Annotated in this window: 23 protein-coding genes and 1 pseudogene; 14 read left to right on the top strand and 10 right to left on the bottom strand. The window is 70.6% G+C overall.

All coding sequences use genetic code 11. The features are described from left to right. Window positions 1-4: 4 nt before the first annotated feature. Entirely contained in the window at window positions 5-781 is a 777-nt protein-coding gene (locus tag ACLLJJ_RS39490; RefSeq protein ID WP_434599580.1) for an MHYT domain-containing protein, read from the bottom strand. A gap of 170 nt (window positions 782-951) precedes the next feature. On the opposite strand from ACLLJJ_RS39490, the gene ACLLJJ_RS39485 reads away from it, so the two are divergent. Beyond that, on the top strand, window positions 952-1,587 hold the full coding sequence (locus ACLLJJ_RS39485) for a class I SAM-dependent methyltransferase (RefSeq protein WP_434599578.1): 636 nt from the start codon (window positions 952-954) through the stop codon (window positions 1,585-1,587). On the opposite strand, the gene ACLLJJ_RS39480 is transcribed toward ACLLJJ_RS39485, so the two are convergent. Then, a complete protein-coding gene (locus ACLLJJ_RS39480; RefSeq protein ID WP_434599577.1) occupies window positions 1,578-2,336 on the bottom strand; it encodes an alpha/beta fold hydrolase in 759 nt (252 codons plus the stop codon). The genes ACLLJJ_RS39485 and ACLLJJ_RS39480 overlap by 10 nt on opposite strands. 101 nt (window positions 2,337-2,437) lie before the next feature. Between ACLLJJ_RS39480 and ACLLJJ_RS39475 the strand changes: the two genes are divergently transcribed. From ACLLJJ_RS39475 to ACLLJJ_RS39465, 3 genes are all read left to right on the top strand, one after another. Then, the gene (locus ACLLJJ_RS39475; protein ID WP_434599576.1) at window positions 2,438-2,968 is read left to right on the top strand and encodes a PadR family transcriptional regulator; all 531 of its coding nucleotides are present in this window, start codon (window positions 2,438-2,440) and stop codon (window positions 2,966-2,968) included. 246 nt (window positions 2,969-3,214) lie between these two features. After that, a complete protein-coding gene (locus tag ACLLJJ_RS39470; RefSeq protein ID WP_434600648.1) occupies window positions 3,215-3,484 on the top strand; it encodes a hypothetical protein in 270 nt (89 codons plus the stop codon). An 80-nt stretch (window positions 3,485-3,564) separates the two neighbouring features. Next, entirely contained in the window at window positions 3,565-4,365 is an 801-nt protein-coding gene (locus ACLLJJ_RS39465) for a hypothetical protein (protein WP_434599575.1), read from the top strand. A gap of 69 nt (window positions 4,366-4,434) precedes the next feature. Here the strand turns inward: ACLLJJ_RS39465 and ACLLJJ_RS39460 are convergent, their stop codons facing one another. From ACLLJJ_RS39460 to ACLLJJ_RS39450, 3 genes are all read right to left on the bottom strand, one after another. Further along, a complete protein-coding gene (locus tag ACLLJJ_RS39460; protein ID WP_434599574.1) occupies window positions 4,435-4,977 on the bottom strand; it encodes an MOSC domain-containing protein in 543 nt (180 codons plus the stop codon). Between the two features lie 73 nt (window positions 4,978-5,050). After that, on the bottom strand, window positions 5,051-5,233 hold the full coding sequence (locus ACLLJJ_RS39455) for a hypothetical protein (protein WP_434599573.1): 183 nt from the start codon (window positions 5,231-5,233) through the stop codon (window positions 5,051-5,053). 69 nt (window positions 5,234-5,302) lie between these two features. After that, window positions 5,303-6,361 (bottom strand): acyl-CoA desaturase, encoded by a 1,059-nt coding sequence (locus ACLLJJ_RS39450; protein ID WP_434599572.1) that lies wholly within the window; start codon window positions 6,359-6,361, stop codon window positions 5,303-5,305. A gap of 274 nt (window positions 6,362-6,635) precedes the next feature. Between ACLLJJ_RS39450 and ACLLJJ_RS39445 the strand changes: the two genes are divergently transcribed. Together ACLLJJ_RS39445 and ACLLJJ_RS39440 are read left to right on the top strand one after the other, a co-directional pair. Beyond that, entirely contained in the window at window positions 6,636-9,575 is a 2,940-nt protein-coding gene (locus ACLLJJ_RS39445) for a DEAD/DEAH box helicase (RefSeq protein WP_434600647.1), read from the top strand. Next, window positions 9,572-10,888, top strand: a complete 1,317-nt coding sequence (locus tag ACLLJJ_RS39440; RefSeq protein ID WP_434599571.1) for an SWF or SNF family helicase — start codon at window positions 9,572-9,574, stop codon at window positions 10,886-10,888. The genes ACLLJJ_RS39445 and ACLLJJ_RS39440 overlap by 4 nt, the downstream gene beginning before the upstream one ends. Before the next feature lie 57 nt (window positions 10,889-10,945). On the opposite strand, the gene xylA is transcribed toward ACLLJJ_RS39440, so the two are convergent. After that, window positions 10,946-12,112 (bottom strand): xylose isomerase, encoded by a 1,167-nt coding sequence (xylA, locus tag ACLLJJ_RS39435; RefSeq protein WP_434599570.1) that lies wholly within the window; start codon window positions 12,110-12,112, stop codon window positions 10,946-10,948. Between the two features lie 85 nt (window positions 12,113-12,197). Here xylA and xylB point away from each other — a divergent pair, with 85 nt between their 5' ends. From xylB to exaC, 5 genes are all read left to right on the top strand, one after another. Then, entirely contained in the window at window positions 12,198-13,646 is a 1,449-nt protein-coding gene (xylB, locus tag ACLLJJ_RS39430) for a xylulokinase (protein ID WP_434599569.1), read from the top strand. Then, entirely contained in the window at window positions 13,643-14,830 is a 1,188-nt protein-coding gene (locus ACLLJJ_RS39425) for an ROK family protein (protein WP_434599568.1), read from the top strand. The genes xylB and ACLLJJ_RS39425 overlap by 4 nt, the downstream gene beginning before the upstream one ends. A 106-nt stretch (window positions 14,831-14,936) precedes the next feature. After that, entirely contained in the window at window positions 14,937-15,158 is a 222-nt protein-coding gene (locus ACLLJJ_RS39420) for a hypothetical protein (RefSeq protein ID WP_434599567.1), read from the top strand. A 99-nt stretch (window positions 15,159-15,257) separates the two neighbouring features. Beyond that, window positions 15,258-16,562 carry a GAF domain-containing protein gene (locus ACLLJJ_RS39415; RefSeq protein ID WP_434599566.1) on the top strand — a complete coding sequence of 435 codons (1,305 nt, stop codon included), beginning with the start codon at window positions 15,258-15,260 and terminating at the stop codon, window positions 16,560-16,562. Window positions 16,563-16,695: 133 nt separating this feature from the next. Next, on the top strand, window positions 16,696-18,219 hold the full coding sequence (gene exaC, locus ACLLJJ_RS39410) for an acetaldehyde dehydrogenase ExaC (protein ID WP_434599565.1): 1,524 nt from the start codon (window positions 16,696-16,698) through the stop codon (window positions 18,217-18,219). A gap of 553 nt (window positions 18,220-18,772) precedes the next feature. On the opposite strand, the gene ACLLJJ_RS39405 is transcribed toward exaC, so the two are convergent. After that, window positions 18,773-18,997, bottom strand: coding sequence for a TetR-like C-terminal domain-containing protein (locus tag ACLLJJ_RS39405; protein WP_434599564.1), 225 nt, complete (start codon window positions 18,995-18,997; stop codon window positions 18,773-18,775). Window positions 18,998-19,092: 95 nt separating this feature from the next. Next, window positions 19,093-19,254 (bottom strand): annotated as a pseudogene (locus tag ACLLJJ_RS39400) (TetR-like C-terminal domain-containing protein); the annotation flags it as partial. Between the two features lie 335 nt (window positions 19,255-19,589). Between ACLLJJ_RS39400 and ACLLJJ_RS39395 the strand changes: the two are divergent. Together ACLLJJ_RS39395 and ACLLJJ_RS39390 are read left to right on the top strand one after the other, a co-directional pair. Further along, window positions 19,590-20,528 carry an alpha/beta hydrolase fold domain-containing protein gene (locus ACLLJJ_RS39395; protein WP_434599563.1) on the top strand — a complete coding sequence of 313 codons (939 nt, stop codon included), beginning with the start codon at window positions 19,590-19,592 and terminating at the stop codon, window positions 20,526-20,528. A 221-nt stretch (window positions 20,529-20,749) separates the two neighbouring features. After that, entirely contained in the window at window positions 20,750-21,343 is a 594-nt protein-coding gene (locus ACLLJJ_RS39390) for a phosphatase PAP2 family protein (RefSeq protein WP_434599562.1), read from the top strand. A 49-nt stretch (window positions 21,344-21,392) separates the two neighbouring features. Here the strand turns inward: ACLLJJ_RS39390 and ACLLJJ_RS39385 are convergent, their stop codons facing one another. Continuing rightward, a complete protein-coding gene (locus ACLLJJ_RS39385) occupies window positions 21,393-22,400 on the bottom strand; it encodes a LacI family DNA-binding transcriptional regulator (RefSeq protein WP_434599560.1) in 1,008 nt (335 codons plus the stop codon). 630 nt (window positions 22,401-23,030) lie between these two features. Continuing rightward, a complete protein-coding gene (locus tag ACLLJJ_RS39380; protein WP_434599559.1) occupies window positions 23,031-23,393 on the bottom strand; it encodes a hypothetical protein in 363 nt (120 codons plus the stop codon). Window positions 23,394-23,682: 289 nt separating this feature from the next. Between ACLLJJ_RS39380 and ACLLJJ_RS39375 the strand changes: the two genes are divergently transcribed. Continuing rightward, entirely contained in the window at window positions 23,683-24,552 is an 870-nt protein-coding gene (locus tag ACLLJJ_RS39375; protein WP_434599558.1) for a slipin family protein, read from the top strand. The last annotated feature ends 3 nt before the right edge of the window (window positions 24,553-24,555 follow it).

Raw genomic sequence — 24,555 nt, 5'->3', positions numbered from 1 at the left:
GGGGCTAGTGAACGGGCTCGGTGTCGGCCGGCCGCACGGCAGTGGCATCGGCCTCCCGCTCGCGCGCGGTCGGCGACAGCGCGACGAAGGCGGAGGTGAGGAAGAGGTAGGACCCGAGGCCCACGGCGAGGGGGAGGATGAACTGCATCGCCGTGGCCCCCGGGAGCTCCACGCCCGACGGGTTCACCCGCACGCTCACCGCCGCCATTCCCGTGTAGTGCATGCTGCTGACCGCCGCGCCCATGACGAGCGAAGCGACGGCGACGGCGGCCGGCGACTTGATGTTCAGTGCCGCCCACAGAGCGGCGGTCGCCGCGACGACGGCGATGACGACGGACAGCGCGACAAGCACCGGATCGTAGGAGACGTCGCCGTGCAGCCGCAGCGCCGCCATTCCGAGGTAGTGCATGCTCGCGACGCCCAGACCCGTGGTGAGGCCGCCGAGCAGCAGCGCCGCCAAGCGGTCTCGGCCGTAGCCAACGGCGAAGACCCCCGCGCCCACCACGACCATCGCGACGGCGAGGCTGAGCACGGTGAGCGGGACGTTGTAGTGGATGGCGGTGCCGGTGACGCCGAAGCCGAGCATCGCGACGAAGTGCATCGTCCAGATGCCGGTGCCGATCGCGGACGCGGCGGTGAGCAGCCAGTTGCGGCGGGATCGGCCGCTCGCGGCCAGCGCCCGCACGGTGCAGCGCAGGGCGAGGGCAGAGCCGATGGCAGCCATCGCGTACGACAGCACGGGGGTAAGCCAGCCGAAGGTGGCGTGGTCCAGGTGTCCCATGGCTCAGGGACGCTAGTCCTGAAGGGGGCGCGTGTTGGGGGCGCGTTTCGAAAGCTGCTGGAATATGACAGAGATACGCTCTCGGACGATCGAGCCACGCTCGAACGTGCGCATCACCTGGGCGTCGAAGGCTCCGTAAGTCTCCGCGGATTCTGAGAGATCATGTCCATATGGCCGATGACCACACGCACGTTCAGGAGTTCTTCACCCCTCGGGCCGCAGGCTGGGACACCCGGTTCCCGGACGACGATCCGGCGTACGCGGCGGCGGTCGAGGACCTCGGGCTGCGGCCCGGCGACGCCGTGCTCGACGCGGGCTGCGGCACTGGACGCGCGCTGCCGTTCCTACGCGACGCCGTGGGTCCCGACGGCACGGTGCTCGGCGCGGATCTGACACCGGCGATGCTGGACGCGGCGGCGGACGCGGGGCGTGGCCACGCGGCGCAGCTGCTCCTCGCCGACGTCGCGCGCCTGCCGGTCGCCACCGAAGCGCTCGACGCGGTCTTCGCGGCGGGCCTGATCGCGCATCTCCCCCGGCCCGCGGAGAACCTCCGCGAGCTGGCCAGAGCGGTACGCCCGGGCGGCCTGCTGGCGCTTTTCCACCCCATCGGCCGTGCGGCTCTCGCGGCGCGGCAGGGGCGCCGACTCACCGCGGACGGCTTGCGCGCCGAGCCCAACCTCCGCCTCCTGCTGGCCGGTTCGGGCTGGCGGATGACGTCGTACGTCGACGAGGACAGCCGGTTTCTGGCACTGGCCGTCAATCAGAGCCGCGCCGCCAGTCAGGGGGACGCCGACTCTCAGGCCTGACCCGCCACCGCGCGCGTGAAGGCCGCCGGGTTGTCGAACATGACGTTGTGGCCCGCTTCCGAGACGGTCTCGACACGCACACCGGAGGCCATCAGCTCCGCCCGGCCTTCGAGCTCACCGCTCGAAGCGCCCTGCAGGTATGTGCGTTCGATGTCCAGCCCCATGAGCATGCTGCGCATCGTGGGTGTGGTGCCGCGGACCAGACCCGCCGCGCTCCGGTGCAGGGCCAGCGGGTCGGTGAGCCGCATGGTCGCCGCCCAGCCGGGCCCGACGGACGCCAGCACCCGCGCGAAGGCGCCGCCGCGAACGAACTCTTCCTCGGTGTACGACGCGATGCCGCTGCTTCCGGCCGTCCGCGGCGGGTGGGGATCCAAGTTGGCCTCCGTGAGGACCAGTCCGGACACCAGCTCCGGCCGCCGGTGCGCCAGCACGACAGCGACCGACCCGCCCATGCTGTGCGCCACCAGGACGGCGCCACGAACACCTGCCGTGTCGAGTGCGGCCCCCAGTGCCGACGCGTGGTCTTCCAGCGAGTAGCCGAAGTCCGCGGGACGGTCACTGATTCCGTGGCCCGGCAGATCGACGAAGAGCGATCTCCGGCCCGCGAGGTCGGGGTGGGACGCGATGTGCGCGTGATAGATGGTCGAGGCAGAGCCGAGCCCGTGCACGTACACCCGCGCCGGTCCGGAGCCCTCCGACTCCGTCCATCTGACCACGCTCCCCCGTGAGTCGAACCGTGCCTGCCGCATCCTCGTCCCCTCTCGCCCGTCCCGCAATCTTCGATGCAGCATACCTTGTCACCGATGTATTGCGTTGGCGATGTACAGCGCAGATGGTGCACCATAGAGGCATGCTGGAACTCGCCGTACTCGGATTCCTCTACGACACCCCGCTGCACGGCTACGAGCTGCGCAAACGCATCACCGCACTGACCGGGCACGTCCGGCCGGTCGCCGAGAGCACGCTCTATCCGGCCATCAAGAGGCTTGAGAAGGCAGGCATGCTGGCGCGCGAGACCCAGCCCGGATCCGTGGCCGCACCTCGCCACGTCCTTACGCTCACCGACGACGGCCGACGAGAACTGCGCAGGCGCCTCGCACATCCCGAGCGGGCCGAGATCACCGACGAGAACCGCTGGTTCGCGCTGCTCGCCTTCCTGCGCCACCTGGACGACTCCGAAGCTCAGACCGGCGTATTGCGACGCCGACTGGAGTTCCTGGAAGAACCCGCGAGCTTCTTCTACGAGGGCGACCGGCCGCTGCGCGCGGAGGAACTGGATGATCCCTTCCGCCGCGGCATCCTCACGATCGCCCGGGCTACCAGCCGGGCGGAAGTCGGTTGGCTGCGTGCCACTCTCCGATCACTCGGCGGCGGTCGCTGAGGACTTCGCGTGCGGCACCGGGCAGCCGCCCGAACCGGGCGCTCGTACGTCGCGGTGATCCGGTAGGTCGCCAGGAAGCCCTTCTCCGGATCGAGCCGCTGGATCTCCTCGATCCGGTCGCAGCGTTTCAACGCACCACCCCCCTTCCGTCTCGGGAGGTCCAACTCCACGTTGGGCCATACTTGAAAGATCGGCGATCGAGCCACACAGGGGGAAGTGATCGTGGTGTTGGACAGACTCCGAAAGCTGTTCAAGTGGGCTACGGGTCCGGGTCCGCGGCCGGAGCGCCGGGACACGCGGCAGCACAATATCTTCGAGGCCGCGGCGACCTATGTGTCCGCGTGCGCGGAGGACGACCAGCAGCGGGCCGACGAGGCCGCGGGTTGGGTGTCTCCCGAGGCCCTCTCCTTCGGCGTCAACGAGCTGGCCTGCCGGGCGGTCATCGCGCTCGCACGCGAGCGTGACGAGTCCCCGCAGCGCGTGGCGCGCGCCCTCCTGGGCCTGCCGGCCGCCTGACCGCGCGGGACCGGGCTCGTGACAAGAGCCTCGCCATCCCATTAGGGTGCGCCGACGACCGATCCGATGGGGAGGCTGCCGTGACCGGGCCGGACACCGCCGAGGACACCGAGGACGCACTGTTTGTGCTGACCGCGGTGCTGCTGACGCCCGCGAAGTTCCCGAGCGTGCTCGGCGACGACTATCCGCAGGCCTGCGCGGCGCTCGGCCTTGAGCCGTACGCGGAGGGGTACGGGCTCGTGCTCGGCCAGGACGGCGCGGGTGCGCGGTGGACCGTGGTCATCGACGACGTGTCCCTGGTGGCGGTCGCCATCGCATCCTGGGACTGCGGCATGGAATACGACCTGTCGCCCGACGAGCGCACGATCGTCGCCGGGCTGCCCGGCTGGCCGCTTACGCTCGCGGTCTCCGCGCCCGGTGTGCCGGAACCGCACGATCCCCCTCCGGACGACATGGCGGACGGCGGGAACCGCCCCCCTCTCACGCCTCCCGACAGTGCCCGATGGGGAGCGGCGCAGCGGCGTCTCGGTGCGGACGAGATCGCCCTGCAGTGGGCGGCCTGGCGGGAGCAGATCGACGACGCGGAGACCTTCGCCGCTCCCGGGGAGGCGCCGCACGCGGGCGTGCGGCGCGTCATCGAGGAGCTGCGTGGCTATGTGGAGACCCCGCCGCCGCCGGGGCGGGTGCGTTCGACGTTCGCCTCGGGCGAGGCCCGTACGCTCCGCGCCGACGGTCCCGGTTGGTCGGTGATCGCCAGGACCGACGACATCGCCTTCGTGCTGCTGGACGACGAGCCGGGAGAGGTTCTGCCGATCGGCCGTGGGCCCGAGCTGCCGGGGTTGCTGGAGGCGCTCGACAAGATGGCCGTACGGCCCGCCTGACCGGCGTCGCAGCATGCCGACCGGGCGCCCCCGGGGCCCCGGGGGCGCCCGGTCGGCCGGGGCCCGGAATCAGACCCGGTCGAGGGGGCGGTGCGGCTCGGGCGGCAGCTCCGCTTCGATGCGGTCACCGGCCCGAATCACTCCACCCGCCCTGACGACGCTCATGATCCCGGCCTTGCGGACCACGTTGCCCATGGCGTCCCGGCCGACCACCTGCTTGAGAAGGCCGCTCTGGAAGGTATCGATCTGGAGGCAGGGGTTGCGCAGGCCGGTGACCTCCAGAAGCGCCTCTTCGCCGATGCGCAGCAGAGTGCCGACCGGCAGCCCGAGCAGGTCGATGCCGCTGGTGGTGACGTTCTCCCCGAGCTGGCCCGGTTCGACACTGAATCCCTCCGCCAGCACCTCGCCGAACAGTTCCTCGTGCATGAGGTGCACCTGGCGCAGATTCGGCCGGGTGGGGTCCTGGGCCATGCGGGAACGGTGCTTGACCGTCACGCCCGCGTGGACGTCGTCCTCCACGCCGAGCCCGGCCAGCAAAGTGATGCTGTCGCGCGTCGGCTTGGTGAAGGAGTACGCGGCATTGCTGCTGACCGACGTGACCGTGCCACCCATTGCTCGGGACTCCCTCATTCGTTGTCCCCCACCGGTGGTCCATCGTCACCGGCGGGGGCAGGTCCTGGCCGGCTCAGCGGCCGATTTCCTTGCGGGAGATCCTGCGCAGCCTGCGCCGCTGCGAATCGTCCAGCATCAAGTAGGCCGCGACCGGAACTCCGACCATGATGAGCAGGCCAGGCCAGAAGCCGACCATCATCATCAGTGCGATGCCCACCACCACGCCACCGGCGGCAACCTTTGCGCTCTTCGACATCTTCGACGCCTCCTTCGCGGCTGCTGCCGCTCCTGCCCCGACAACGTGCGCGGTCGCCCCGCAGTTCCGCTAGGCGGCCACGACCGGCTCCGGCGCCGACCTGAGTGGCTCGCCGACCTCGTGCATGTGCTGCAGCGCCTGACGGTAGGACTCGATCAGACCGGTCTCCGCGTACGACATACCCAGCGAACGGCAGTGCTCACGCACCAGCGGTTGGGCGCGCCTCAGGTGCGGGCGCGGCATGCTCGGGAACAAGTGGTGCTCGATCTGGTAATTGAGGCCGCCGAGGAACCAGTCGGTGAGGATCCCACCACGCACATTGCGCGAGGTGAGTACCTGGCGTTGCAGGTGCCCCCAGCGTTCGCCGTCCGGGTCGGGCATCTCCATGCCCTTGTGGTTGGGCGCGAACGCCATGCCCAGGTGAAGTCCGAAGATCGCGTGATGCAGCAGCGCGAACGCGACGGCCTTGCCCAGCGACATGGTCGTCAGCAGCAGGGTGGCGTATCCGGCGAGGTGCGCGACCAGCAGCGCGCCCTCCAGGATTCGCTCGCGCGCCCCCTGGCGGCGCAGGTCCTGGAAGCCGGAGACCTTCAGGGCGATGCCTTCGAGGAGCAGCATCGGGAAGAACAGCCGTGCCTGGTTGCGGGTCAGCCAGCGGGCGAAGCCCTCGCGCTGCGCGGCCTGCTTCTGGGCCCACACGAGCGCCCCCACTCCGACGTCGGGGTCCTTGTCGATGTGGTTCGGGTTCGCGTGGTGACGTACGTGCTTGTCGTTCCACCAGGCCTGGCTCATGCCGAGCAGCAGGTTCCCGTGGATGAGCCCGATGGCCCGGCCGAGGCCGCGGCCGGAGGTTATCTGCGAGTGTCCCGCGTCGTGGCCGACGAAGGCCGTGCGGCCCCAGAGCACCGCGAGGGGCAGTGCGAGTGCGAGGGTCCACCAGGAGTTGCCGATGAGCACCATGCCGGCGAGAACAGCGGCCAGAGCGAGCAGGTTGGCCGCGATTCCCGTCGCGTACCAGCCGGTGCGCCGCTCCAGGAGACCTTGCTCCCTGACGGCTCGCAGAAGTGGGGCGAAGTCGCTCCCTGACGTCGCTGCCGTGGATTCCGCGGCAGTGGCGGCCTGGGGCATAGGGGTCTCCGGATCTTTAGGGCAGGCTTTTGACCTGATGAAACTACGGAACGGAACCCTTGTTGACCATGGCGCTACCCCTATGACTTCAATCGCGACTTCGCTGATGCCAGCGCCTTGACGCGGCGGTGTTGGACGTGCTGGTGGGGCTGAAGTGAACCAAACGGAGATACGTGATCCACCTCACAGCCCTTGCGTGAGAGTGGAGGACGAGTACTGCTGTACCCTCGGCGACTCCACCAGCACTAGTCAAACTTGAGGAATGCTCATCGCTGTGCACCGGCATCCTTCGGCAACGACCTCCGACATCACCGAACTCATCCGTTGTTGCGCCCTCTTCCTGCCCGGTGACCCGCCGCGCACCGGCCGCGTCGCCTTCTGGCGCGATGACGGGAGTGAGCCTCCGTCCGCACCCGGCCCGGTCGAAGAGCTGACCGTGGTCGCGGCCGATGCCACATTGCGCACCGTACGGGCGACAGTTCTGCCCGTGCGTACGGCTCTGCCCGTCCTGACCAGGGCGCGCTCGTCCGCGCACGCCGACCCCACCGCCGCCTTCTGGGGCGCGGCGGCGCTCGTCGCCCTCCAGCTCGCCGCACGCGGGCGCCTGCTGCCCGGTCTGACCGCCACCGATCACGACGCCTGGCGGGCCGGGCCGCTCACCGCGGAGGATCTGGGCCGCGTCAGGGAGTTGGCGGTCGTCATGCCGCCCGCCGCGCACGCCGTCCCGCTCGACGCGAGCGAGGAACCCTTCCTGCTGCCCGCGCCCGATCAGCTGGTGCGAGCCTTCCTGGACGCGGTCGCCGACGGTTTGCCGCGGACACCCGCGGCGGCGGTCGCATCCGCGGCTCCCGCGTTCGCCGCGGCCGAGCCGCAGCGGCTGCCCGAGCAGCGGGCCTGGGCCGCGGACGTGGCCGCCGGGCACGACGCGGGCGTACGGATCTCGCTGCGGATCGAGCTGCCGGGACTGGCGACGGGCGACGGGACCGCGGACAGCGGGGACGGGCCCGTCTTCCGCGCCGTCCTCCAGATGCACAGCGTCAGCGACCCCTCGCTGGTCGCGAACGCCGCCGAGGTGTGGGCGGGGAGCAGGCAGAGCGGTACGGCGTTCGGGCCGCGCGCCCGCATGGACGCCCTGCTCGCCCTGCGCCGCGCCGTCCGGGCCTGGCCGCCGCTGGCACCGCTGCTTTCGGCCGCCGTTCCCGACACGATCGAGCTGGCCGACGAAGAGGTCACCGAATTGCTCGGAGAGGCCGCCCGCGCGCTCGCCGCCACCGGCGTCCAGGTGCACTGGCCCCGGGAGTTGGCTCGCAAACTGACCAGCCGCGCCGTCGTCGGCCCAGCGGGGGCGGCCGGTGAACCCGACGGAGGCGAGAGGAACGACGAGGGCAGGGGGCCGCAGAAGGCCTCGTCCGGCATGCCGTCATTCCTGTCCGCCGAGTCCCTGCTCGCCTTCAACTGGTCGTTCGCAGTGGGGGATCAACAGCTCACCCGGGCCGAACTCGACCGGCTGGCCGAGGCCGGCAGACCGGTGGTGCGGCTGCGCGACCAGTGGGTGCTGATCGATCCGGAGGAGGCCCGCCGCGCGCGGGACCGCCACGACCGCAAGGTCACGCCGATCGATGCCCTCGGCGCCGCGCTGACCGGCCGCACGGAGGTGGACGGACAGCGGGTCGACGTACAGGCCACGGGGTGGCTCGCGCAGTTGCGGGACCGGCTGGCCGATCCGGAGGGGGCCGGACCGCAGACGATCCCGCAGCCCGCCGCGCTGGCCGCGACCCTGCGCGACTACCAGCTGCGCGGCCTCAACTGGCTGCACACCATGACGTCCTTGGGGCTCGGCGGCTGTCTCGCCGACGACATGGGGCTCGGCAAGACCATCACGCTCATCGCCCTGCATCTGCACCGGCAGACCGACGAGCAGGCCGCGGGGCCGACCCTCGTGGTCTGCCCGACCTCCCTCATGGGCAACTGGCAGCGCGAGATCGAAAAATTCGCACCGGGCGTCGCCGTCCGGCGCTTCCACGGCTCGTCGCGGAGCCTGGAGGACCTAGCGGACGGCGAGTTCGTCCTGACGACGTACGGCACCATGCGCCTCGACGCGGCGCGGCTCGCCGGGGCGGGGCCCTGGGGCATGCTCGTCGTGGACGAGGCGCAGCACGTGAAGAATCCGCACTCGGCGACCGCCAAGCAGCTCCGGACGATCGGCGCCCACGCGCGCGTGGCGCTCACCGGCACACCGGTGGAGAACAATCTCTCCGAACTGTGGGCGATTCTCGACTGGACTACACCCGGTCTGCTCGGTCGCCTGGGGACGTTCCGCAGGCACTACGCCCAGGCGATCGAGAGCGGCGAGGATCCGACGGCGGCCGAACGGCTCGCCAAGCTCGTGCGTCCCTTTCTGCTGCGTCGCCGTAAGTCGGATCCCGGGATCGCGCCCGAGCTGCCGCCGAAGACGGAGACCGACCGGGCCGTCTCGCTCACGGCGGAGCAGGCCGGACTGTACGAAGCGGTGGTGCGCGAGACGCTCGCGGAGATTGCCACATCCGACGGTTTCGCCCGCCGAGGGCTGGTGGTCAAGCTGCTGACCGCGCTGAAGCAGATCTGCAACCATCCGGCGCAGTACCTGAAGGAGCACAGTTCGCAGGATCGCGGCGCGCACGGCGGCCGGCTCCGTATCGCGGGCCGTTCCGGGAAGCTGGAGCTGTTGGACGAGCTCCTCGACACCATCCTGGCGGAGGACGCGAGCGTATTGGTCTTCACGCAGTACGTGCAGATGGCGCGGCTGCTGGAGAGGCATCTCGCGGCGCGCGGTGTGAGCACCCAGTTCCTGCACGGCGGTACGCCCGTCCCGCAGCGCGAGGCGATGGTGCAGCGGTTCCAGGACGGTGAGGTCCCGGTGTTCCTGCTGTCGTTGAAGGCGGCCGGCACCGGACTCAACCTCACCCGGGCCGCCCATGTCGTGCACTACGACCGCTGGTGGAACCCGGCGGTCGAGGCGCAGGCCACCGACCGCGCGTACCGCATCGGGCAGACCCAGCCGGTGCAGGTGCACCGACTGATCGCCGAGGGGACCGTCGAGGACCGCATCGCCGGCATGCTCGCGCGCAAGCAGGAACTCGCGGACGCCGTCCTGGGCTCCGGCGAGGCCGCGCTGACCGAACTGTCCGACGCCGAGCTGGCGGATCTGGTGGAGCTGCGAGGGGGCACCCGATGAACGAGTGGACCGAGGGCGAGACGTACGAGCAGGGGGCCGAGCGCACTTTCGGCGCATTGCCTCCCACCCAGGGGCGCGGTTTCGCGCGGACCTGGTGGGGTCTGGCCTGGATAAAGGCGCTGGAGGACACCGCACTCGACGGGCAGCAGCTCAAGAAGGGGCGCACGTACGCGCGCGAGGGCGCGGTCGGCGCCGTGTCCGTCCGGCCGGGCCGGATCACAGCCGTGGTCCGCGAACGGGACGGCTCGGCGTACCGCAGTGATGTGCTGCTTCAGCAGTTGAGCGAGGAGGAGTGGGACAGGTTCCTCGACATGGCGGTGGACCGCTCAGGGCACATCGCGGCACTCCTCGACCGGGACATGCCGCCGCACCTGGTGGAGGACGCGGCGGCGGCCGGAGTCGAACTGCTGCCGGGCGTGGGCGACCTGGAGCCTCAGTGCTCCTGTGAGGCGTGGGACCACTGTCCGCACACCGCGGCGCTCTGCTACCAGGTGGCCCGGCTGCTGGACGAGGACCCTTTCGTGCTGCTGCTGATGCGCGGGCGGAGTGAGCGCGGGCTGCTCGACGAGCTTCAGATACGCAGCGCCACCAGGGCAGCGCCCCAGGAGCCCCGGGGGGCGCGTGAGGACGAGCGTGCGCCGGAGGGCGTACGCGCCGACGAGGCGTACGCGGCGTTGAGCACGCGGTCGGCACTGCCCTCTCCCCCGCCGATCCCGGACGAGCCGGGACAGCCGCCGGTCCTCGACACGGAGACGGGGCCCGCGCCCGGAGTCGGCGCGCCGGGAATCGATGTGCCGACGCTGGAGTTCCTGGCGCGGGACACGGCTGTCCGGGCGCGGCGCATGCTGGTGGAAGCGCTGTCGGCCGGGCATGAACGGCGTCCGGTGGAGGAGGAGCTGACGGAGTCGCAGGATGCGGTGCGGCTGGCCGCGAGTGGTCCCGAGCCAGGGATCGTCGCGCGTCTCGCGGCGGGGACCGGGTGGGACCGGGCCGAACTGGCCCTTGCCGTCCGGGCGTGGGAGTACGGCGGGTGCCCCGCACTCGCCGTCCTGGAGGAGGAGTGGACGCCGGAGCCGGAGGCGCTGGCGCGCGCCAGGACCCGGCTGGCCAAGGCGTGGGAGGAGGGCGAGCGCCCGCAGCTGCGGGCCCAGCGCAACCGGTGGACGGTGGCCGGCTCGGACGCGCAGCTGCGGTACGGGCACGACGGCCGTTGGTGGCCCTACCGCAAGGAGCGCGGCCGCTGGACGCCCGCCGGCCCGGCCGACCAGGACCCGGCGGCGGCGCTCGCACTCGTGCTGTTGGAAGACGGATGACGGGTCGCCCTTGCTGCCGCCGGCCGTGATCGGCGGCAGCAGGGGCGGCTTCGAACCTCAGCCCCGTGCGGCCAGCAGATGGTCCATGGCCAGCTGGTCGAGCCGTTCGAACGCCATGCCCCGCTCGGCGGCGGCCGTCGCGTCGAACTCCTCGTAGGACCCGCGGTCGGCCAGCAGCGCCGCGAGGCCGTCCGCGGCGGTGGGCTGCGCCAGTTCGTCGAGACGGGCGACGATCAACGCCTCCTGGACCTCCGGGTCGGCGCGGAAGGCGGCGGCCCGCTCCTTGAGGATCAGGTAGTTGCGCATGCAGCCGGCCGCGGAGGCCCACACCCCGTCGAGGTCCTCGGTGCGCGGCGGCTTGAAGTCGAAGTGCCGCGAGCCCTCCCACCCCGACGTCTCCAGCAGGTCGACCAGCCAGAAGGCCTGCCGCAGATCGCCCGCGCCGAAACGCAGGTCCTGGTCGTACTTGATGCCGGTCTGGCCGTTGAGGTCGATGTGGAAGAGCTTGTCCGCCCACAGCGCCTGTGCGATGCCGTGCGGGAAGTTGAGCCCGGCCATCTGCTCGTGGCCCGTCTCCGGGTTGACGCCGTACATCTCGGGCCGCTCCAGGCGTTCGATGAACGCGAGGGCGTGCCCGATGGTGGGCAGCAGGATGTCGCCGCGCGGCTCGTTCGGCTTGGGCTCGATGGCGAAGCGCAGGTCGTAGCCCTGCTCGACGACGTACTCGCCCAGCAGGTCGAAGGCCTCCTTCATCCGGTCGAGCGCGACCCGGACGTCCTTGGCGGCTCCCGACTCCGCGCCCTCGCGGCCTCCCCAGGCGACGTACGTCCGCGCCCCGAGCTCCACGGCGAGATCGATGTTGCGGATCGTCTTGCGCAGCGCGAAGCGGCGCACGTCACGGTCGTTGGCGGTGAACGCGCCGTCCTTGAAGACCGGGTGGGTGAAGAGATTCGTGGTGGCCATGGGCACCACCAGGCCGGTCTCGTCGAGCGCCTGCCGGAACCGTTTGATGTGGGACTCGCGCTCCGACTCCGACGCCCTGAACGGAATCAGGTCGTCGTCGTGGAAGGTCACACCGTGCGCGCCGAGCTCGGCCAGCCGGCGTACGGACTCAGCGGGCTCCAGGGCCCGCCGGGTCGCATCGCCGAACGGGTCCCGTCCCTGCCATCCCACGGTCCACAGGCCGAAGCTGAATTTGTCCTCGGGGGTGGGCTGGTGGTTCATACACGCTCCCTCGACTATTTCGTCATGGCCCTTAACAAATTAGTATCCGGGGGCATCCTTGGGAAGGCTTTGAAACGGAGAAATCATGACTGCTGCACCGCACGGACCGCTCGTCGTGGGGGTCGACAGTTCCACCCAGTCCACAAAAGTGCTGGTCGTCGACACTGCGACCGGCGAGGTCGTGGCGCGCGGCCAGGCGCCGCACAGAGTCACCGGGGACGGCGGAGCCCGGGAGAGCGACCCCGAGCGGTGGTGGCAGGCGCTCGTCGAAGCCCTGCACCAGTGCGGGCCGCCGGCCCGCGGCGCCTCGGCGATCGCGGTCGGCGGCCAGCAGCACGGCCTGGTCACTCTCGACGCAGCGGGCCGGCCGGTCCGGCCGGCGATGCTCTGGAACGACGTACGGTCCGCGCCGCAGAGCGAGCGCCTCATCGAACGTCTCGGCGGACCGAAGGCCTGGGCGGAGCGGACCGGCAGCGTGCCCGCCGCCGCGTTCACGGTCACCAAGTGGGCATGGCTGTCCGAGAACGAACCCGACGCCGCGCGCGCGACGGCGGCCGTCAGGCTGCCGCACGACTACCTCACCGAGCGGCTCACCGGCCGGGGCACCACCGACCGGGGCGACGCGTCGGGCACCGGCTGGTGGGCCACGGGCACCGAGGCGTACGACGAGGAAATCCTCGCGCTCGTCCGCCTCTCCCCCGCCCTGCTTCCCGAGGTCGTACCCCCCTTCGACGCGGCGGGTACGGTACGCCGACTTCCGGAACTCCCACTGGCCGAGGGCACGCTGGTGGCTCCCGGTACCGGTGACAACGCGGCGGCCGCGCTCGGCCTCGGGCTACGCCCCGGCCTGCCGGTGATGAGCCTGGGCACATCGGGCACGGTGTACGCCGTCTCCGCGCACCCCTCGGCGGACCCGACCGGCACCGTGGCGGGGTTCGCCGACGCGCGCGGCGACTGGCTGCCGCTCGCCTGCACACTGAACTGCACCCTGGCGGTCGACCGGATCGCCGCCCTGCTCGGGCGGGACAGGGAGGCGGTCGAGGCGGGCGGCAGCGCAGTGGTGCTGCCCTTCCTGGACGGCGAGCGCACACCCAACCTGCCCGGCGCCTCCGGCCTGTTGTACGGGCTGCGCCACGACACATCGCCGGGACAGATCCTCCAGGCCGCCTACGAGGGCGCGGTATACGCACTCCTCGCCGGCCTGGACCGCGTCCTGGACTCCGACGCCGACCCCGCCGCACCTCTCCTCCTCATCGGTGGCGGCGCACAAGGGACGGCGTGGCGCGAGACCGTACAGCGGCTGTCGGGCCGCGCCGTGCAGGTGCCCGCCTCCCAGGAACTGGTCGCTCTCGGCGCCGCCGCACAGGCCGCCGCCCTAATCACCGGCGAGGACCCGGCGGCGGTCGCACGGCGCTGGGACACGGCGCGCGGGCCGCTGCACGCGCCGGTCAGCACCGACGAGGCCGCCCTGGACAGACTGCGTACCGTACTGACCGGCGCCGACGCCCTGTTGCGCCAGGAGGGAAGCTCGTGACCACCACGCCCGCGCCATCGACCCAGCCGCTGACCCAGCAGGGCATCCGACGGCGCAACCTCTCCCTGGTGCTGCACGCGGTAGCCGCACACGGCCCCCTGTCCCGCGCCACTGTCGCCGGCCGGGTGGGACTGACCCGCGCCGCCATCTCCTCCCTCGTCGACGAACTCATCCGCACCGGCCTGCTCATCGAGCTCGGACGTGAACAGTCCGGTACGGTCGGCCGCCCAGGCAGCGCCCTGGCGCTCGCGCCCAACGGCCCGGTCGGCATCGGCGCCGAGGTCGGCGTCGACCACCTCACGGTGTGCGCCGTGGACCTGCACGGCAAGGTGCGCGCCCGCGCCACGGTGGAGGTCAGCAACCGGGGCCGCGAGGCCGAACCGGTGCTCAAGGAACTCACGGAACTGGTGCGCCAGGTGACGGACACGGTCAAGGCCGAGGGGTTGCGACCCGCGGGCACCGCGGTCGCCGTCCCGGGCCTCGTCACACGGGACACCCACACAGTTGTCCGCGCCCCCAACCTGGGCTGGACGGACATCGACGTCAGCGAGTTCCTGCCGTACGGACCCGCGCTGAGCGTCGACAACGAGGCCAACCTCGGCGCCCTCGCGGAACTGTGGCTCGGCGGCGACCCGGCGCCCCAGGACTTCGTGCACGTATCGGCCGAGATCGGCATCGGCGCGGCCGTGGTCGTCGAGGGCCGACTGCTGCGCGGAACGCACGGCTACGCCGGCGAGCTCGGCCACGTGCCCGTACGACCGGAGGGTCCCCCCTGCCCCTGCGGCGGACGCGGCTGCCTGGAGCAGTATGCGGGCGAGGAGGCCGTGCTGCGCGCCGCCGGGCTCACGGCCGGGACCCGGCCGGTCGACCTGCTGGCCACCCGCGCGGCCGAGGGCGATCCTGCCGTACGACGCGCCCTGCGCGCGGCGGGATCGGCGCTCGGCGTCGCGCTCGCCGGCGCGGTCAACCTCCTGGACCCGCAGGCCATCGTGCTGGGCGGCGCGCTGTCCCGGCTGGCGCCGTGGCTGCTGCCCTCGCTGGAGCGGGAGCTGACCCGGCGCACGACGGAATCCGCACGCCCCACACTGACCGTCTCGCGCCTCGGCTCGGACGGGCCGCTGCTGGGCGCGGCGCACTCGGTCGTACGGGCGGTACTGGACGACCCGGCGGCGTACGGCCACTGACCCGCCGTGCTCGGGTGCCGCCCGGGGCCGGGTCCGAATATTCGTCCGGCGCGCAGGGCTCGCACCCTCCCGGCCGGGAGGCGGTGAGGCCTGCGAAGATCAAGGGATGGACAACACCGAGAAGCACCTGGCAGTACTGGAACTGGCCGTGAAGCGACTGCGGGACGCCGAGGCCGCGCTCAACGCCGCGCGGCTGGATGTGGAAACGGAGGCCGTGGCCGCGGTGCGGGCGGGTGGCGATGTACGGGAGGTCGCCGGTCTCTCCGGGATCGCGCCCGGCGACATCGCACAGCTCGGCGCGATCATGGCGGACAACCCGCCGGCATAACCGTGCGCCCCGCAACACCCGGGTCAACGGAGGCGCGTGGGGAGGGCGTTGACAGAACGGCCGGTGCAGCGCTTGTCGGGGTCCCCGGGCACGACGACGATGGCAGGAACCGGAATCGTCGCTGGGGAGGCCGAGTTGACCGACGCGTGGGTGGCTCTTCGAGCGGGCGCCGACCCGGCCGAGCGGCTCGGTGCTCTGCGCCGGGCCCACGACATGTTCACCGCGGCGGGGCACGTCGAGCGCCCCGTGCGCTCGGTGGTCGCGGACTCCTGGCGGCGCTCGGCCAGGGCGCGGGTCAGCCCCGACGGGCACGCGCGCGTGGAACTCGGCGACGACGACCTCGGCCCGTACCGCGACGGCCATCCGCTGGCCCGCGCCATGCCGGTCGTCCGCGAGCTGATGGGCACGTACGCCATGGACGGCGAGCACCTGGTGGCGGTGTGCGACGCGCAGGGACGACTGCTGTGGGTCGAGGGGCACGCGCGGACGCGGCAGCGGGCGCGCCGGATGAACTTCGTGCCGGGCGCCCGCTGGGCCGAGGCCGCCGTGGGCACCAACGCACCGGGCACGGCGCTGGCCGTGGACCGTCCCGTCCAGGTCTTCGCCGCCGAGCACTTCCGGCGGCCCGTCCAGCAGTGGACCTGCGCCGCGGCGCCGCTGCACGATCCGCGTTCCGGGCGGCTGCTGGGCGCGGTGGACATCACCGGCGGAGACAGCCTCGCCCATCCGCACAGCCTCGCCTTCGTCCAGGCCGTGGCCCGCGCCGCGGAGGCCCATCTGGCGCTCCTCGCACCTCCTGCGCCCGACACCGGCTCCGCCCTGCTCTACGCGCTCGGGCGCAACGAGGCGCTGCTGGTAGCGGAGGGACGCAAGCTGCGGCTCAGCCGCCGCCACAGCGAGATCCTGGTCCTGCTGGCCCGCCACCCCGAGGGCCTGACAGGTGACCAGTTACTGTGTGAGCTGTACGAGGACGAGTCGGTCACCCCGGTCACGCTGCGCGCCGAACTGTCCCGGCTGCGTCGCCTGCTCGGCCCCGACCTGCTGCACTCGCGCCCGTACCGTTTCACCGCCGTGGTCGACGCGGACTTCGACACCGTCGCACGACGCCTGGAGTCCGGGGCGGTCGCCGCCGCTCTGAGCGCGTACGCGGGCCCACTGCTGCCGAGTTCGCAGGCGCCTGCCGTGGCGCGGCTGCGGCGGCGCCTGGAAGGCCAGTTGCGGGCGGCCGTGATCGCTCGCGCGGATCCGGGGCTGCTGGCCGACTGGGCCTACAGCCCGTGGGGCGAGGACGACCTGGCTGCTTGGCAGGCACTGGATTCCGCACTGCCCGCGCAACAGCGCCCCGCGGTGCACGCGCGCGTACGGGAACTGGACACCGAGCTGAGCGCCCGGCCGGTGCGGTGAGCGGGCCGGGCGCCGGGACCGCGGCGCCCGTCGGACGCCCCGGCGACGCAACGGAGTTGCAACGTCCGGCTCCCTAGTCTCCGTCCGGGCGCTGTCCAACGGCGGGTGGCGCCGTCCGAGGGAGGCCACCGCGATGACCCGTTACTCCGCGCCAGGCAGCGAGGGCGCGATCGTCTCGTACCAGCCCCGATACGACAACTGGATCGGCGGCGAGTACGTACCGCCGGTGCGCGGCGGGTACTTCGAGAACCCGAGTCCGATCAACGGTCGTACGTTCACCGAGATCGCCCGCGGCACCGCCGAGGATGTCGAGCTCGCCCTGGACGCGGCGCACGCCGCCGCGCCGGCCTGGGGACGGACGGCGGCCGGTGACCGCGCGAACATCCTGCTGAAAATCGCCGACCGGATGGAGTCCCATCTGGAGGAACTGGCGGTCGCCGAGACCTGGGAGAACGGCAAGCCCGTACGGGAGACCCTCGCCGCCGACATCCCACTCGCCATCGATCACTTCCGCTACTTCGCCGGTGCGCTCAGGGCGCAGGAGGGCACGCTCAGCGAGGTTGACGACGACACCATCGCATACCACTTCAATGAGCCGCTCGGGGTTGTCGGCCAGATCATTCCCTGGAACTTCCCCATCCTGATGGCGACCTGGAAGCTCGCCCCGGCGCTCGCCGCGGGCAACGCCGTCGTACTCAAACCCGCGGAGCAGACCCCCGCGTCCATCCACTTCTGGATGAGCCTGATCGAGGACCTGCTGCCGCCCGGCGTCGTCAACATCGTCAATGGATTCGGTGTGGAGGCAGGCAAACCGCTGGCGTCCAGCCCCCGTGTCGCGAAGATCGCCTTCACCGGTGAGACCACCACGGGGCGGCTGATCATGCAGTACGCCTCCGAGAACATCAGGCCCGTCACCCTCGAACTGGGCGGCAAGAGCCCGAACATCTTCTTCGACGACATCTGGAACGCGGACGACGACCTGCGAGACAAGGCCCTCGAAGGCTTCACGATGTTCGCGCTCAACCAGGGCGAAGTGTGCACCTGTCCGTCGCGCGCGCTGATCCAGCGCGGTCACTACAGCGACTTCCTGCAGGCGGCGATCGCCCGCACCGAACTGATAAAGCCGGGGCACCCGCTGGACACCGACACCATGATCGGCGCGCAGGCCTCCAACGACCAGCTCCAGAAGATCCTTTCATACCTCGACATCGGCCAGCAGGAGGGCGCCAAAATCCTGACAGGCGGTCAGCAGATCGAGCACGCGGGCGACATGGCGGGCGGCTACTACGTCCAGCCGACGATCTTCGAGGGTGACAACCGCATGCGGGTCTTCCAGGAGGAGATCTTCGGACCGGTCGTCGCCGTCACCTCCTTCGCCGACTTCGACGACGCGATCAAGACGGCGAACGACACGCTGTACGGGCTGGGGGCCGGAGTCTGGACCCGGGACATCAACACGGCGTATCGCGCGGGTCGCGCGATCCAGGCGGGCCGCGTCTGGACGAACTGCTACCACGCGTACCCGGCGCACGCGGCCTTCGGCGGCTACAAGCAGTCCGGCATCGGGCGGGAGAACCACAAGATGATGCTGGACCACTACCAGCAGACGAAGAATCTCCTGGTGTCGTACTCGCCGAACAAACTGGGCTTCTTCTAGACGCCAAAAAAGGGCGCCTGACAGGTGTTCCCCTGTCAGGCGCCCTCCCTGGAGCGCATCTTGAGCCATGGAGTGGAGTGCGTCGCAACTCCCGATATTTCCCACTGCTGTCCCACCTCTGACCAGCCGTTCCGGGGCATTTCCGGGCCAAGGGACTCAAAGGTACGGCCCGATGGACACAGCGCCGTAGTCCGCAGTCGCCTGGCCGGACCAAGCATTCAGCGCGCCGAGCAAAGAGGACGGGAGAAGCGAAGCACGCGGATCGCATAAGGGAATCCGACAGACGGGCCTTTATAGCGGCATCCGCATTGCCGCTGTTCCGCCCCGGTGCATAGCCCCGCGCTGCAGGGGCGCGCCCCTGGTGTGAATGCTGTCAGCGGCAGAGGTATTTCAGCACTGCTTGTACGCGGTGGTGAGGGTTCTCGGTGGCGGGAGGTCGATCTTGGCCAGGACGTTGTCGACCCGCTTACGCGTCGACTCCATTGTCGGCGCCAGACGTTCGTTCATGGCAGCGTTGGACAGACCTGTCCAGGTAGCCACTTGTGCGGGACCGTCAACTCTGCGGTGTGATGCCCAAGGAGCGGATGAGCTGGACCAGTTCCTCGCGAAAGAGCTTTTCCGGGCTGAGGGCCTGGGTCCGCAGGTGACCGTAGATCTCCAATGACACCAGGCCGTGCAGGTGGCTCCAGATGCGCAGGGCAGGAGCCACGGCGGCCGGGGGCAGGCCGGGGAAGGCCGGACGGACCTTGCCCAGCAGACCGGAGTCGAAGTCAGACACGTGAAGTCGCTGTCCCTGTAACGGGGTTCAGCGTGCGGCCAGGCCGCGGCCGCGAGTGCTGTGATACCGGTGCAGACACGGTGGGCGGCTTCCGGGGCGGCGCCGCCCGCGGGGGGCCGGTAACCGGGGACCGGGTCGCCGTAGATGAGGCGGAAGCCCTCGGGGTTGGCCAGTGCCCAGCTCCTGAAGGCGCGGGCCCATGCCTCGATCCGGGCGGCCGGGTCTTGGACGCGGGCGGCGTCCCAGGCAGCATCCACGGTTTCGGCCAGTGAGGTGTAGACGTTGTTGATCAGCGTGGTGACCAGGTCATCGCGGGTCGGCGAAATAACCGTAGATGGCGTTGGCCGTCATGCCCATCCCACGCGCGATGGCCCGAACTGGCCGTATCGAGTAATGAGGTGCGGGCGAGGCGTCGCCAAGTGCATGTTACACGTGTAACATGCTAAGCATCTCCCACGGGAAAGCGCAAGCATTTCGGACAAATGCCCGTGAAGTTGATGTTCGCCAAGGCCTGCATGACTGTCGGCTCCTCGGCCTGAGCGCCCTCGTACAACTCCGCCTCCTGCCTCCCAACCGATCGGAAAGGGCCGCCATGACGCAACCTCCTCCGGCCGACCTCGACCAGGCGTGGCCTCCGCCGCCCCACCGGGCTCCCGAGCCCCCCGCGACGGCCGAGGACGGCATACGCCGCTTCGAAGCAATCACCTATGCGACGACTCCCGGATACCGGCCCCGCTTGCTCGACGTACACGTACCACCGGCGGACGCTCCGGTTCCTGCGGTCGTCTGGATCCACGGTGGGGGGTGGCTCGACGGTGACCGGCGCTACCCGCCGCCCACCGTCCCCGTCACCTTGCTGCACGGTTCCGTCCTCGGAGCTGGACTCGCTCTCGTCTGCATCGACTACCGGCACAGCCTCGAAGCCCCCTTCCCGGCCCAGCTCCACGACGTGAAGGCGGCCATCCGCTATGTCCGCCACTACGCCGGCGACTTCGGCATCGACCCCGAACGCATCGGCGTCTGGGGGGAGTCGGCGGGTGGTCATCTCGCCGCTCTCGCCGCACTCGTGACACCGGGAAGCCCGGACGGCCACGCCCTCGAAGGCAACGAGGGTGTGCGCGAGGGGCACTCGGCCGTGCAGGCGGTCGTGGACTGGTACGGGGTCTCCGAGCTTGGCGCCCTGCTCTCGCATCCCATGCCCCATATGCCACCGGGCGTCGAATTCCCCGATCCCTACGCCGCACTCCTGGGCGGGACCGTCGAGGAGCGGCCGGAGCTGGCGCGGATCGCCAGCCCTGTCACGTACGCGGCAGGGGCAACTCCGCCACCGTTCCTTCTGGTGCACGGCACTCGGGACGCTCTCGTCCCGTACAGCCAGAGCGAGGCGCTGGCCAAGGCTCTCCGGGCGGTGGACGGCGACGTCACGCTCCAACCCGTGGACGGCGCCGACCACATCTTCATCGGCGCCCCGGATATCACTCCGATCGTCACCGAGAGTGTCGCCTTCCTGGCTCGTCACCTCGACGCCTGACCGGTACCCGCAGCCCTTCGCGAGGCGGGGGTGCGCCGCTCGTCGCGCCCCCGCCACCGCGCGTTCGGACTTGTGCTCCGAGCCCCCGTCACTCAGATCTGGGCCGCGGGTATTCGCGGCCCAGAGAGGTTCTCATGACCCACACTCCGGTGGCCGCCGCACCTGACACTCCAGCGGCTGCCGCACGTCGCCGGTTCACTCCCGTCCGCCCTGGAGCCGGCGTGCCTCGTCTGGGGATCTTCTGCATCCTCGTCACCGCCCTGCTGGGAGCCGTCGTTCATTCGGATGCCGCGCAGCCGCCCTTCCAGGGACTGGACGAGCACTGGCTGGGCTGGATGGGAGGCCCTCATGACGGGCTCTACGCCGCACTGGCGGCCGTCATGGACTGGTTCGGCGGGCCGCTGGGGGTCGTCGTACCCGCCGGTCTTCTGGTCTTCCTGATCATCCGAAGACGCGGATGGTCCGTCTTCTACCTTCTCGCCACTTACCTGGGCGGCAGCATGCTGGTCGTGCAGGCCCTCAAGTTCCTGGTGGACCGTCCCCGCCCGGAGAACCCGATGGTCCGGGTCGACCACGGCTCCTTTCCCTCCGGGCACGCTGCCGGAGCAGCCATGCTGGTGGTGATGATCGGCGCCCTCCTGGTCCCCGTGGCCCACCGGCGCACGTGGTGGATCGGGGGCGCGCTGTTCACCCTGGCGATGATGTGGAGCCGTACATGGCTGCACGCTCACTGGCTCAGTGACACCGTTGCCGGCGCGGGCACGGCTCTGCTCTCATGGTGGTTCTTCCGGCACAAGCTGGCCCGGGAGGACTAGACCGGCGGCGACGGGGGCGGAGACAGCCGCTCGCCTCCGGCTCCCGATCTCAGGAAGTTCGGCGATGGACCAGCACGGTCTTCATGCCGGGCACCGGCGCCGCCGTCCCTTCCTCGATCAAGTCGTGCAGGGTGTCGGCGATGAACGCCGCCGACGGCAGGTCCGGTCGTACCGTGGTCAGTGGCGGCTGCTGCAGGGCGGAGAGCACCAGGTCGTCGGAGCCGACGATGGCCACGTCTCCCGGAATGGTGATGCCCTCCGCCTGGAGGGCATGCATCAGGAGGGCCGCGTACTCGTCGTTGAAGGCGAAGACCGAGTCCAGGTCCAAGGACCGCCAGCGCTTGGCCAACGCCTCGGCGGACTCGCGGGTGTAGGCCAGTTCCAACGGTGTGACGGTGGCCATGTGCTGGGCGGAGACGCCTTGGGCGCCGGCCAGCCTCGGTCGGGCGAAGGCATCGAGCCCCCGCTCCTGCGGCATGACCACGCCGATGCGGCTCCGTCCGCGCTCGATGAGGTGTTCAGCGGCCGCCGCACCGATGTCGGCGTGGTCGAACGCCACTGTGTGGATGCCTTCCATCGGGCGAGACGCGAAGGCGAGGAGCCCACGGACGCCGGCGCGGCGCAGGATCTCGGCCGCTTGAGTGGTGAGCCTGTCGCCGTCCAGGGCGAGCACCGCCGCGGGTCGCAACTCGGCCCACGAGCGGGCGGCGCTGACCGGGTCGGCGAAGCGGCCTGCGTGCAGGACAGTGGTGTATCCGTGCCGGTCCAGTTCGCTGTGCAGTTCGTCCACCCAGTCGCTGACCAGGCGGCCGATCGCGGAGATCGACGCGGGCATCAGGACCAGGCTGCTTCGCCCCGCGCGCAGGGAACGGGCGGCCGCGTGCGGCACATAGCCGAGGTCCTTGGCCGCGGAAAGCACTCGGGCTTTGGTGCTCTCGCTGACCCGGTGCCCCTGGGTGTCGTTGAGGACGAAAGACACGGTGGCCCGGGACACCCCGGCCAGGCGCGCAACGTCCGCGCTGGTGATCGAGGCTTGGGCACGTGCGTCTTGGGCCATGACGTCCTTCTCCGCTCCTTTCGGCCTGCTGACCGCTTACTCCCCAGGTTACACGCGTTACTGGTGCGTGGCCGGGCGCGGCCCGGCCACGGCCCGCGCCGTTCCGTGCGCGGAGGAGCCCCCTTGCGAGGAGCCGGCGGCGTAACCGAGTGACACTTCGAGGAACCTGATGGTGCAGAGCAGACCCGCATCGGGATGCCCCTACGCGCACGGGGCCCGTCCCCTTCCACGGCGGTTTTCAGTGCGGCTGGGCGCGGGCCGCGCGGCGCTGCCGGGGTCGCCGGGTTCACCCGTGCGGTGATGGACGTACCGCGCAGACAGGGGAAAAGCCCGGCCATCGATGACAGTCCTGGTCCGCAGTGGTGGGGTTGGTGGAACTCTTTGGGCGGCTGGTAGAGGCTCCTGCGGGTACGGCGTCGGGGGCTCGGCGTGCCGCCACTCGCACAGGAGGGTGGCACCTGCGACGAGGCAGCTGCCACCCTTGTGTGTGGGGCCTGGATCAGCCCAGGCGAAGTCCGTGACCGTAGGGGAAGAGCGGGTCCTCGGAGTCGTTGGGTACGTCCTCGTGACTCGAGCGGGGCAGTTCGAACGGCAGGCTTCCTTCGGCCGCCGACAGACCGAAGAGAACATTCAGCTCATAAGATTACACGTGTAACTGACGAAGTCCAGGCAGTGCGCCGCGGCGAGCCTGCCGCCGTGCGCCGGTGTCGGCAGGTCGAACTGGTACGCCCACACCGGCCTCCCCATGCCCGCCCGAGCCTCGGTCAACTCCAAGCAGGGCACCCGGAACAGCTCGTCAGTGATCAGATCCATGAGCACATCGACGGGGCGGGAGCCGGGGCGGGTCCGCGCGTAGGCGTCGTACGCCTCGGGGGCATTGTCCTCACCGAAGGTCTCCGCGAACCTGGCGATCACCTGGTCTCGCGTCGCCGCGCTGTACCCCTCGTCCAGGGCGAAGCCGAAGTTGGCCTCTTCCCGGGTCCAGCCGATCATCACGTCGAGCTCGGCGCCCCCACCCTGCTGTCTCCAGTCACCTCAGACTCAAGGCCAATTCCCACGGCTCGCTCTCCGCGTCCCCACTATCCGTCCCTCGGGGCGCGGGGCGCGGTACAGATTCCGCCCCCGAACCGCGCTCTCCGGCACCCGCTGAAGCTGGAGCAGTGGAGCGGTGCCCATCTGGTCGGCGAGGTGATCGAGCCGACTTCCGTGGGTGAGGGTCGAACGGCCGCAATTCGGGTATATGACAGATACATGATGTCCAGTTCCGGCCCAGGGGGCTGTGATGGTCGAAGAACTACTGACGGCGGGAGCTGTGGCCGGCTCGGCCGCTGTGCTGTACGTGGCGGCAGCGGCCCGGGTCGTCAAGCAGTACGAGCGAGGGGTGGTCCTTCGCTTCGGTCGGCTGCGCGGCAATGTCCGGGGGCCCGGGTTCGCCATGGTGATCCCCCTCGTGGACCGGCTGCACAAGGTCAATATGCAGATCGTGACGATGCCTGTTCCCGCGCAGGACGGAATCACCCGTGACAACGTCACGGTCCGGGTCGACGCGGTGATCTACTTCAAGGTCGTCGACGCGGCCGAGGCGATGGTCCGGGTCGAGGACTATCGCTTCGCGGTGTCCCAGATGGCGCAGACCTCACTGCGCTCGATTGTCGGCAAGAGCGATCTTGATGATCTGCTGTCCAACCGGGAGAAGCTCAACGAAGGGCTGGAGCTGATGATGGACAGCCCGGCCGTCGAGTGGGGTGTGACCATCGACCGGGTGGAGATCAAGGACGTTTCGCTCCCGGAAACGATGAAGCGGTCGATGGCCCGGCAGGCCGAGGCCGATCGGGAGCGTCGTGCCCGGGTCATCAACGCCGACGCCGAACTCCAGGCTTCCAAGAAGCTCGCCCAGGCGGCTGCGGTGATGTCCGACCAGCCCGCGGCTCTGCAGTTGCGGCTGCTGCAGACCGTGGTGGCCGTCGCGGCCGAGAAGAACTCCACCCTTGTCCTGCCGTTCCCTGTCGAGCTGCTGCGGTTCCTGGAAAGGGCCACCCCGCCGCAACCTGCCCAGCCCGCTGGACCAATTCCGGCGGAGCCGGGGAAACCTGAGCCGTCGCCGATGGAGCGTCTCCCCGAAGAGCCCGAGGAGGAGGCCGGCGCCGGGTAACGG

The organism is Streptomyces sp. A5-4 (assembly GCF_051131715.1).
In the GTDB taxonomy this organism is placed as follows: domain Bacteria; phylum Actinomycetota; class Actinomycetes; order Streptomycetales; family Streptomycetaceae; genus Streptomyces.
Note: the sequence above shows the minus strand (reverse complement) of the source record. Positions and strands in the feature narration are given on the sequence as shown.

Excerpts from the sequence above, each read along its gene's own strand:
- ACLLJJ_RS39490 (WP_434599580.1), bottom strand. The coding sequence starts at position 781 with ATGGGACACCTGGACCACGCCACCTTCGGCTGGCTTACCCCCGTGCTG.
- ACLLJJ_RS39485 (WP_434599578.1), top strand. The coding sequence starts at position 952 with ATGGCCGATGACCACACGCACGTTCAGGAGTTCTTCACCCCTCGGGCC.
- ACLLJJ_RS39480 (WP_434599577.1), bottom strand. The coding sequence starts at position 2,336 with ATGCGGCAGGCACGGTTCGACTCACGGGGGAGCGTGGTCAGATGGACG.
- ACLLJJ_RS39475 (WP_434599576.1), top strand. The coding sequence starts at position 2,438 with ATGCTGGAACTCGCCGTACTCGGATTCCTCTACGACACCCCGCTGCAC.
- ACLLJJ_RS39460 (WP_434599574.1), bottom strand. The coding sequence starts at position 4,977 with ATGGGTGGCACGGTCACGTCGGTCAGCAGCAATGCCGCGTACTCCTTC.
- ACLLJJ_RS39455 (WP_434599573.1), bottom strand. The coding sequence starts at position 5,233 with ATGTCGAAGAGCGCAAAGGTTGCCGCCGGTGGCGTGGTGGTGGGCATC.
- ACLLJJ_RS39450 (WP_434599572.1), bottom strand. The coding sequence starts at position 6,361 with ATGCCCCAGGCCGCCACTGCCGCGGAATCCACGGCAGCGACGTCAGGG.
- ACLLJJ_RS39440 (WP_434599571.1), top strand. The coding sequence starts at position 9,572 with ATGAACGAGTGGACCGAGGGCGAGACGTACGAGCAGGGGGCCGAGCGC.
- xylA (WP_434599570.1), bottom strand. The coding sequence starts at position 12,112 with ATGAACCACCAGCCCACCCCCGAGGACAAATTCAGCTTCGGCCTGTGG.
- xylB (WP_434599569.1), top strand. The coding sequence starts at position 12,198 with ATGACTGCTGCACCGCACGGACCGCTCGTCGTGGGGGTCGACAGTTCC.
- ACLLJJ_RS39420 (WP_434599567.1), top strand. The coding sequence starts at position 14,937 with ATGGACAACACCGAGAAGCACCTGGCAGTACTGGAACTGGCCGTGAAG.
- ACLLJJ_RS39415 (WP_434599566.1), top strand. The coding sequence starts at position 15,258 with ATGGCAGGAACCGGAATCGTCGCTGGGGAGGCCGAGTTGACCGACGCG.
- exaC (WP_434599565.1), top strand. The coding sequence starts at position 16,696 with ATGACCCGTTACTCCGCGCCAGGCAGCGAGGGCGCGATCGTCTCGTAC.
- ACLLJJ_RS39395 (WP_434599563.1), top strand. The coding sequence starts at position 19,590 with ATGACGCAACCTCCTCCGGCCGACCTCGACCAGGCGTGGCCTCCGCCG.
- ACLLJJ_RS39385 (WP_434599560.1), bottom strand. The coding sequence starts at position 22,400 with ATGGCCCAAGACGCACGTGCCCAAGCCTCGATCACCAGCGCGGACGTT.
- ACLLJJ_RS39380 (WP_434599559.1), bottom strand. The coding sequence starts at position 23,393 with ATGATCGGCTGGACCCGGGAAGAGGCCAACTTCGGCTTCGCCCTGGAC.
- ACLLJJ_RS39375 (WP_434599558.1), top strand. The coding sequence starts at position 23,683 with ATGGTCGAAGAACTACTGACGGCGGGAGCTGTGGCCGGCTCGGCCGCT.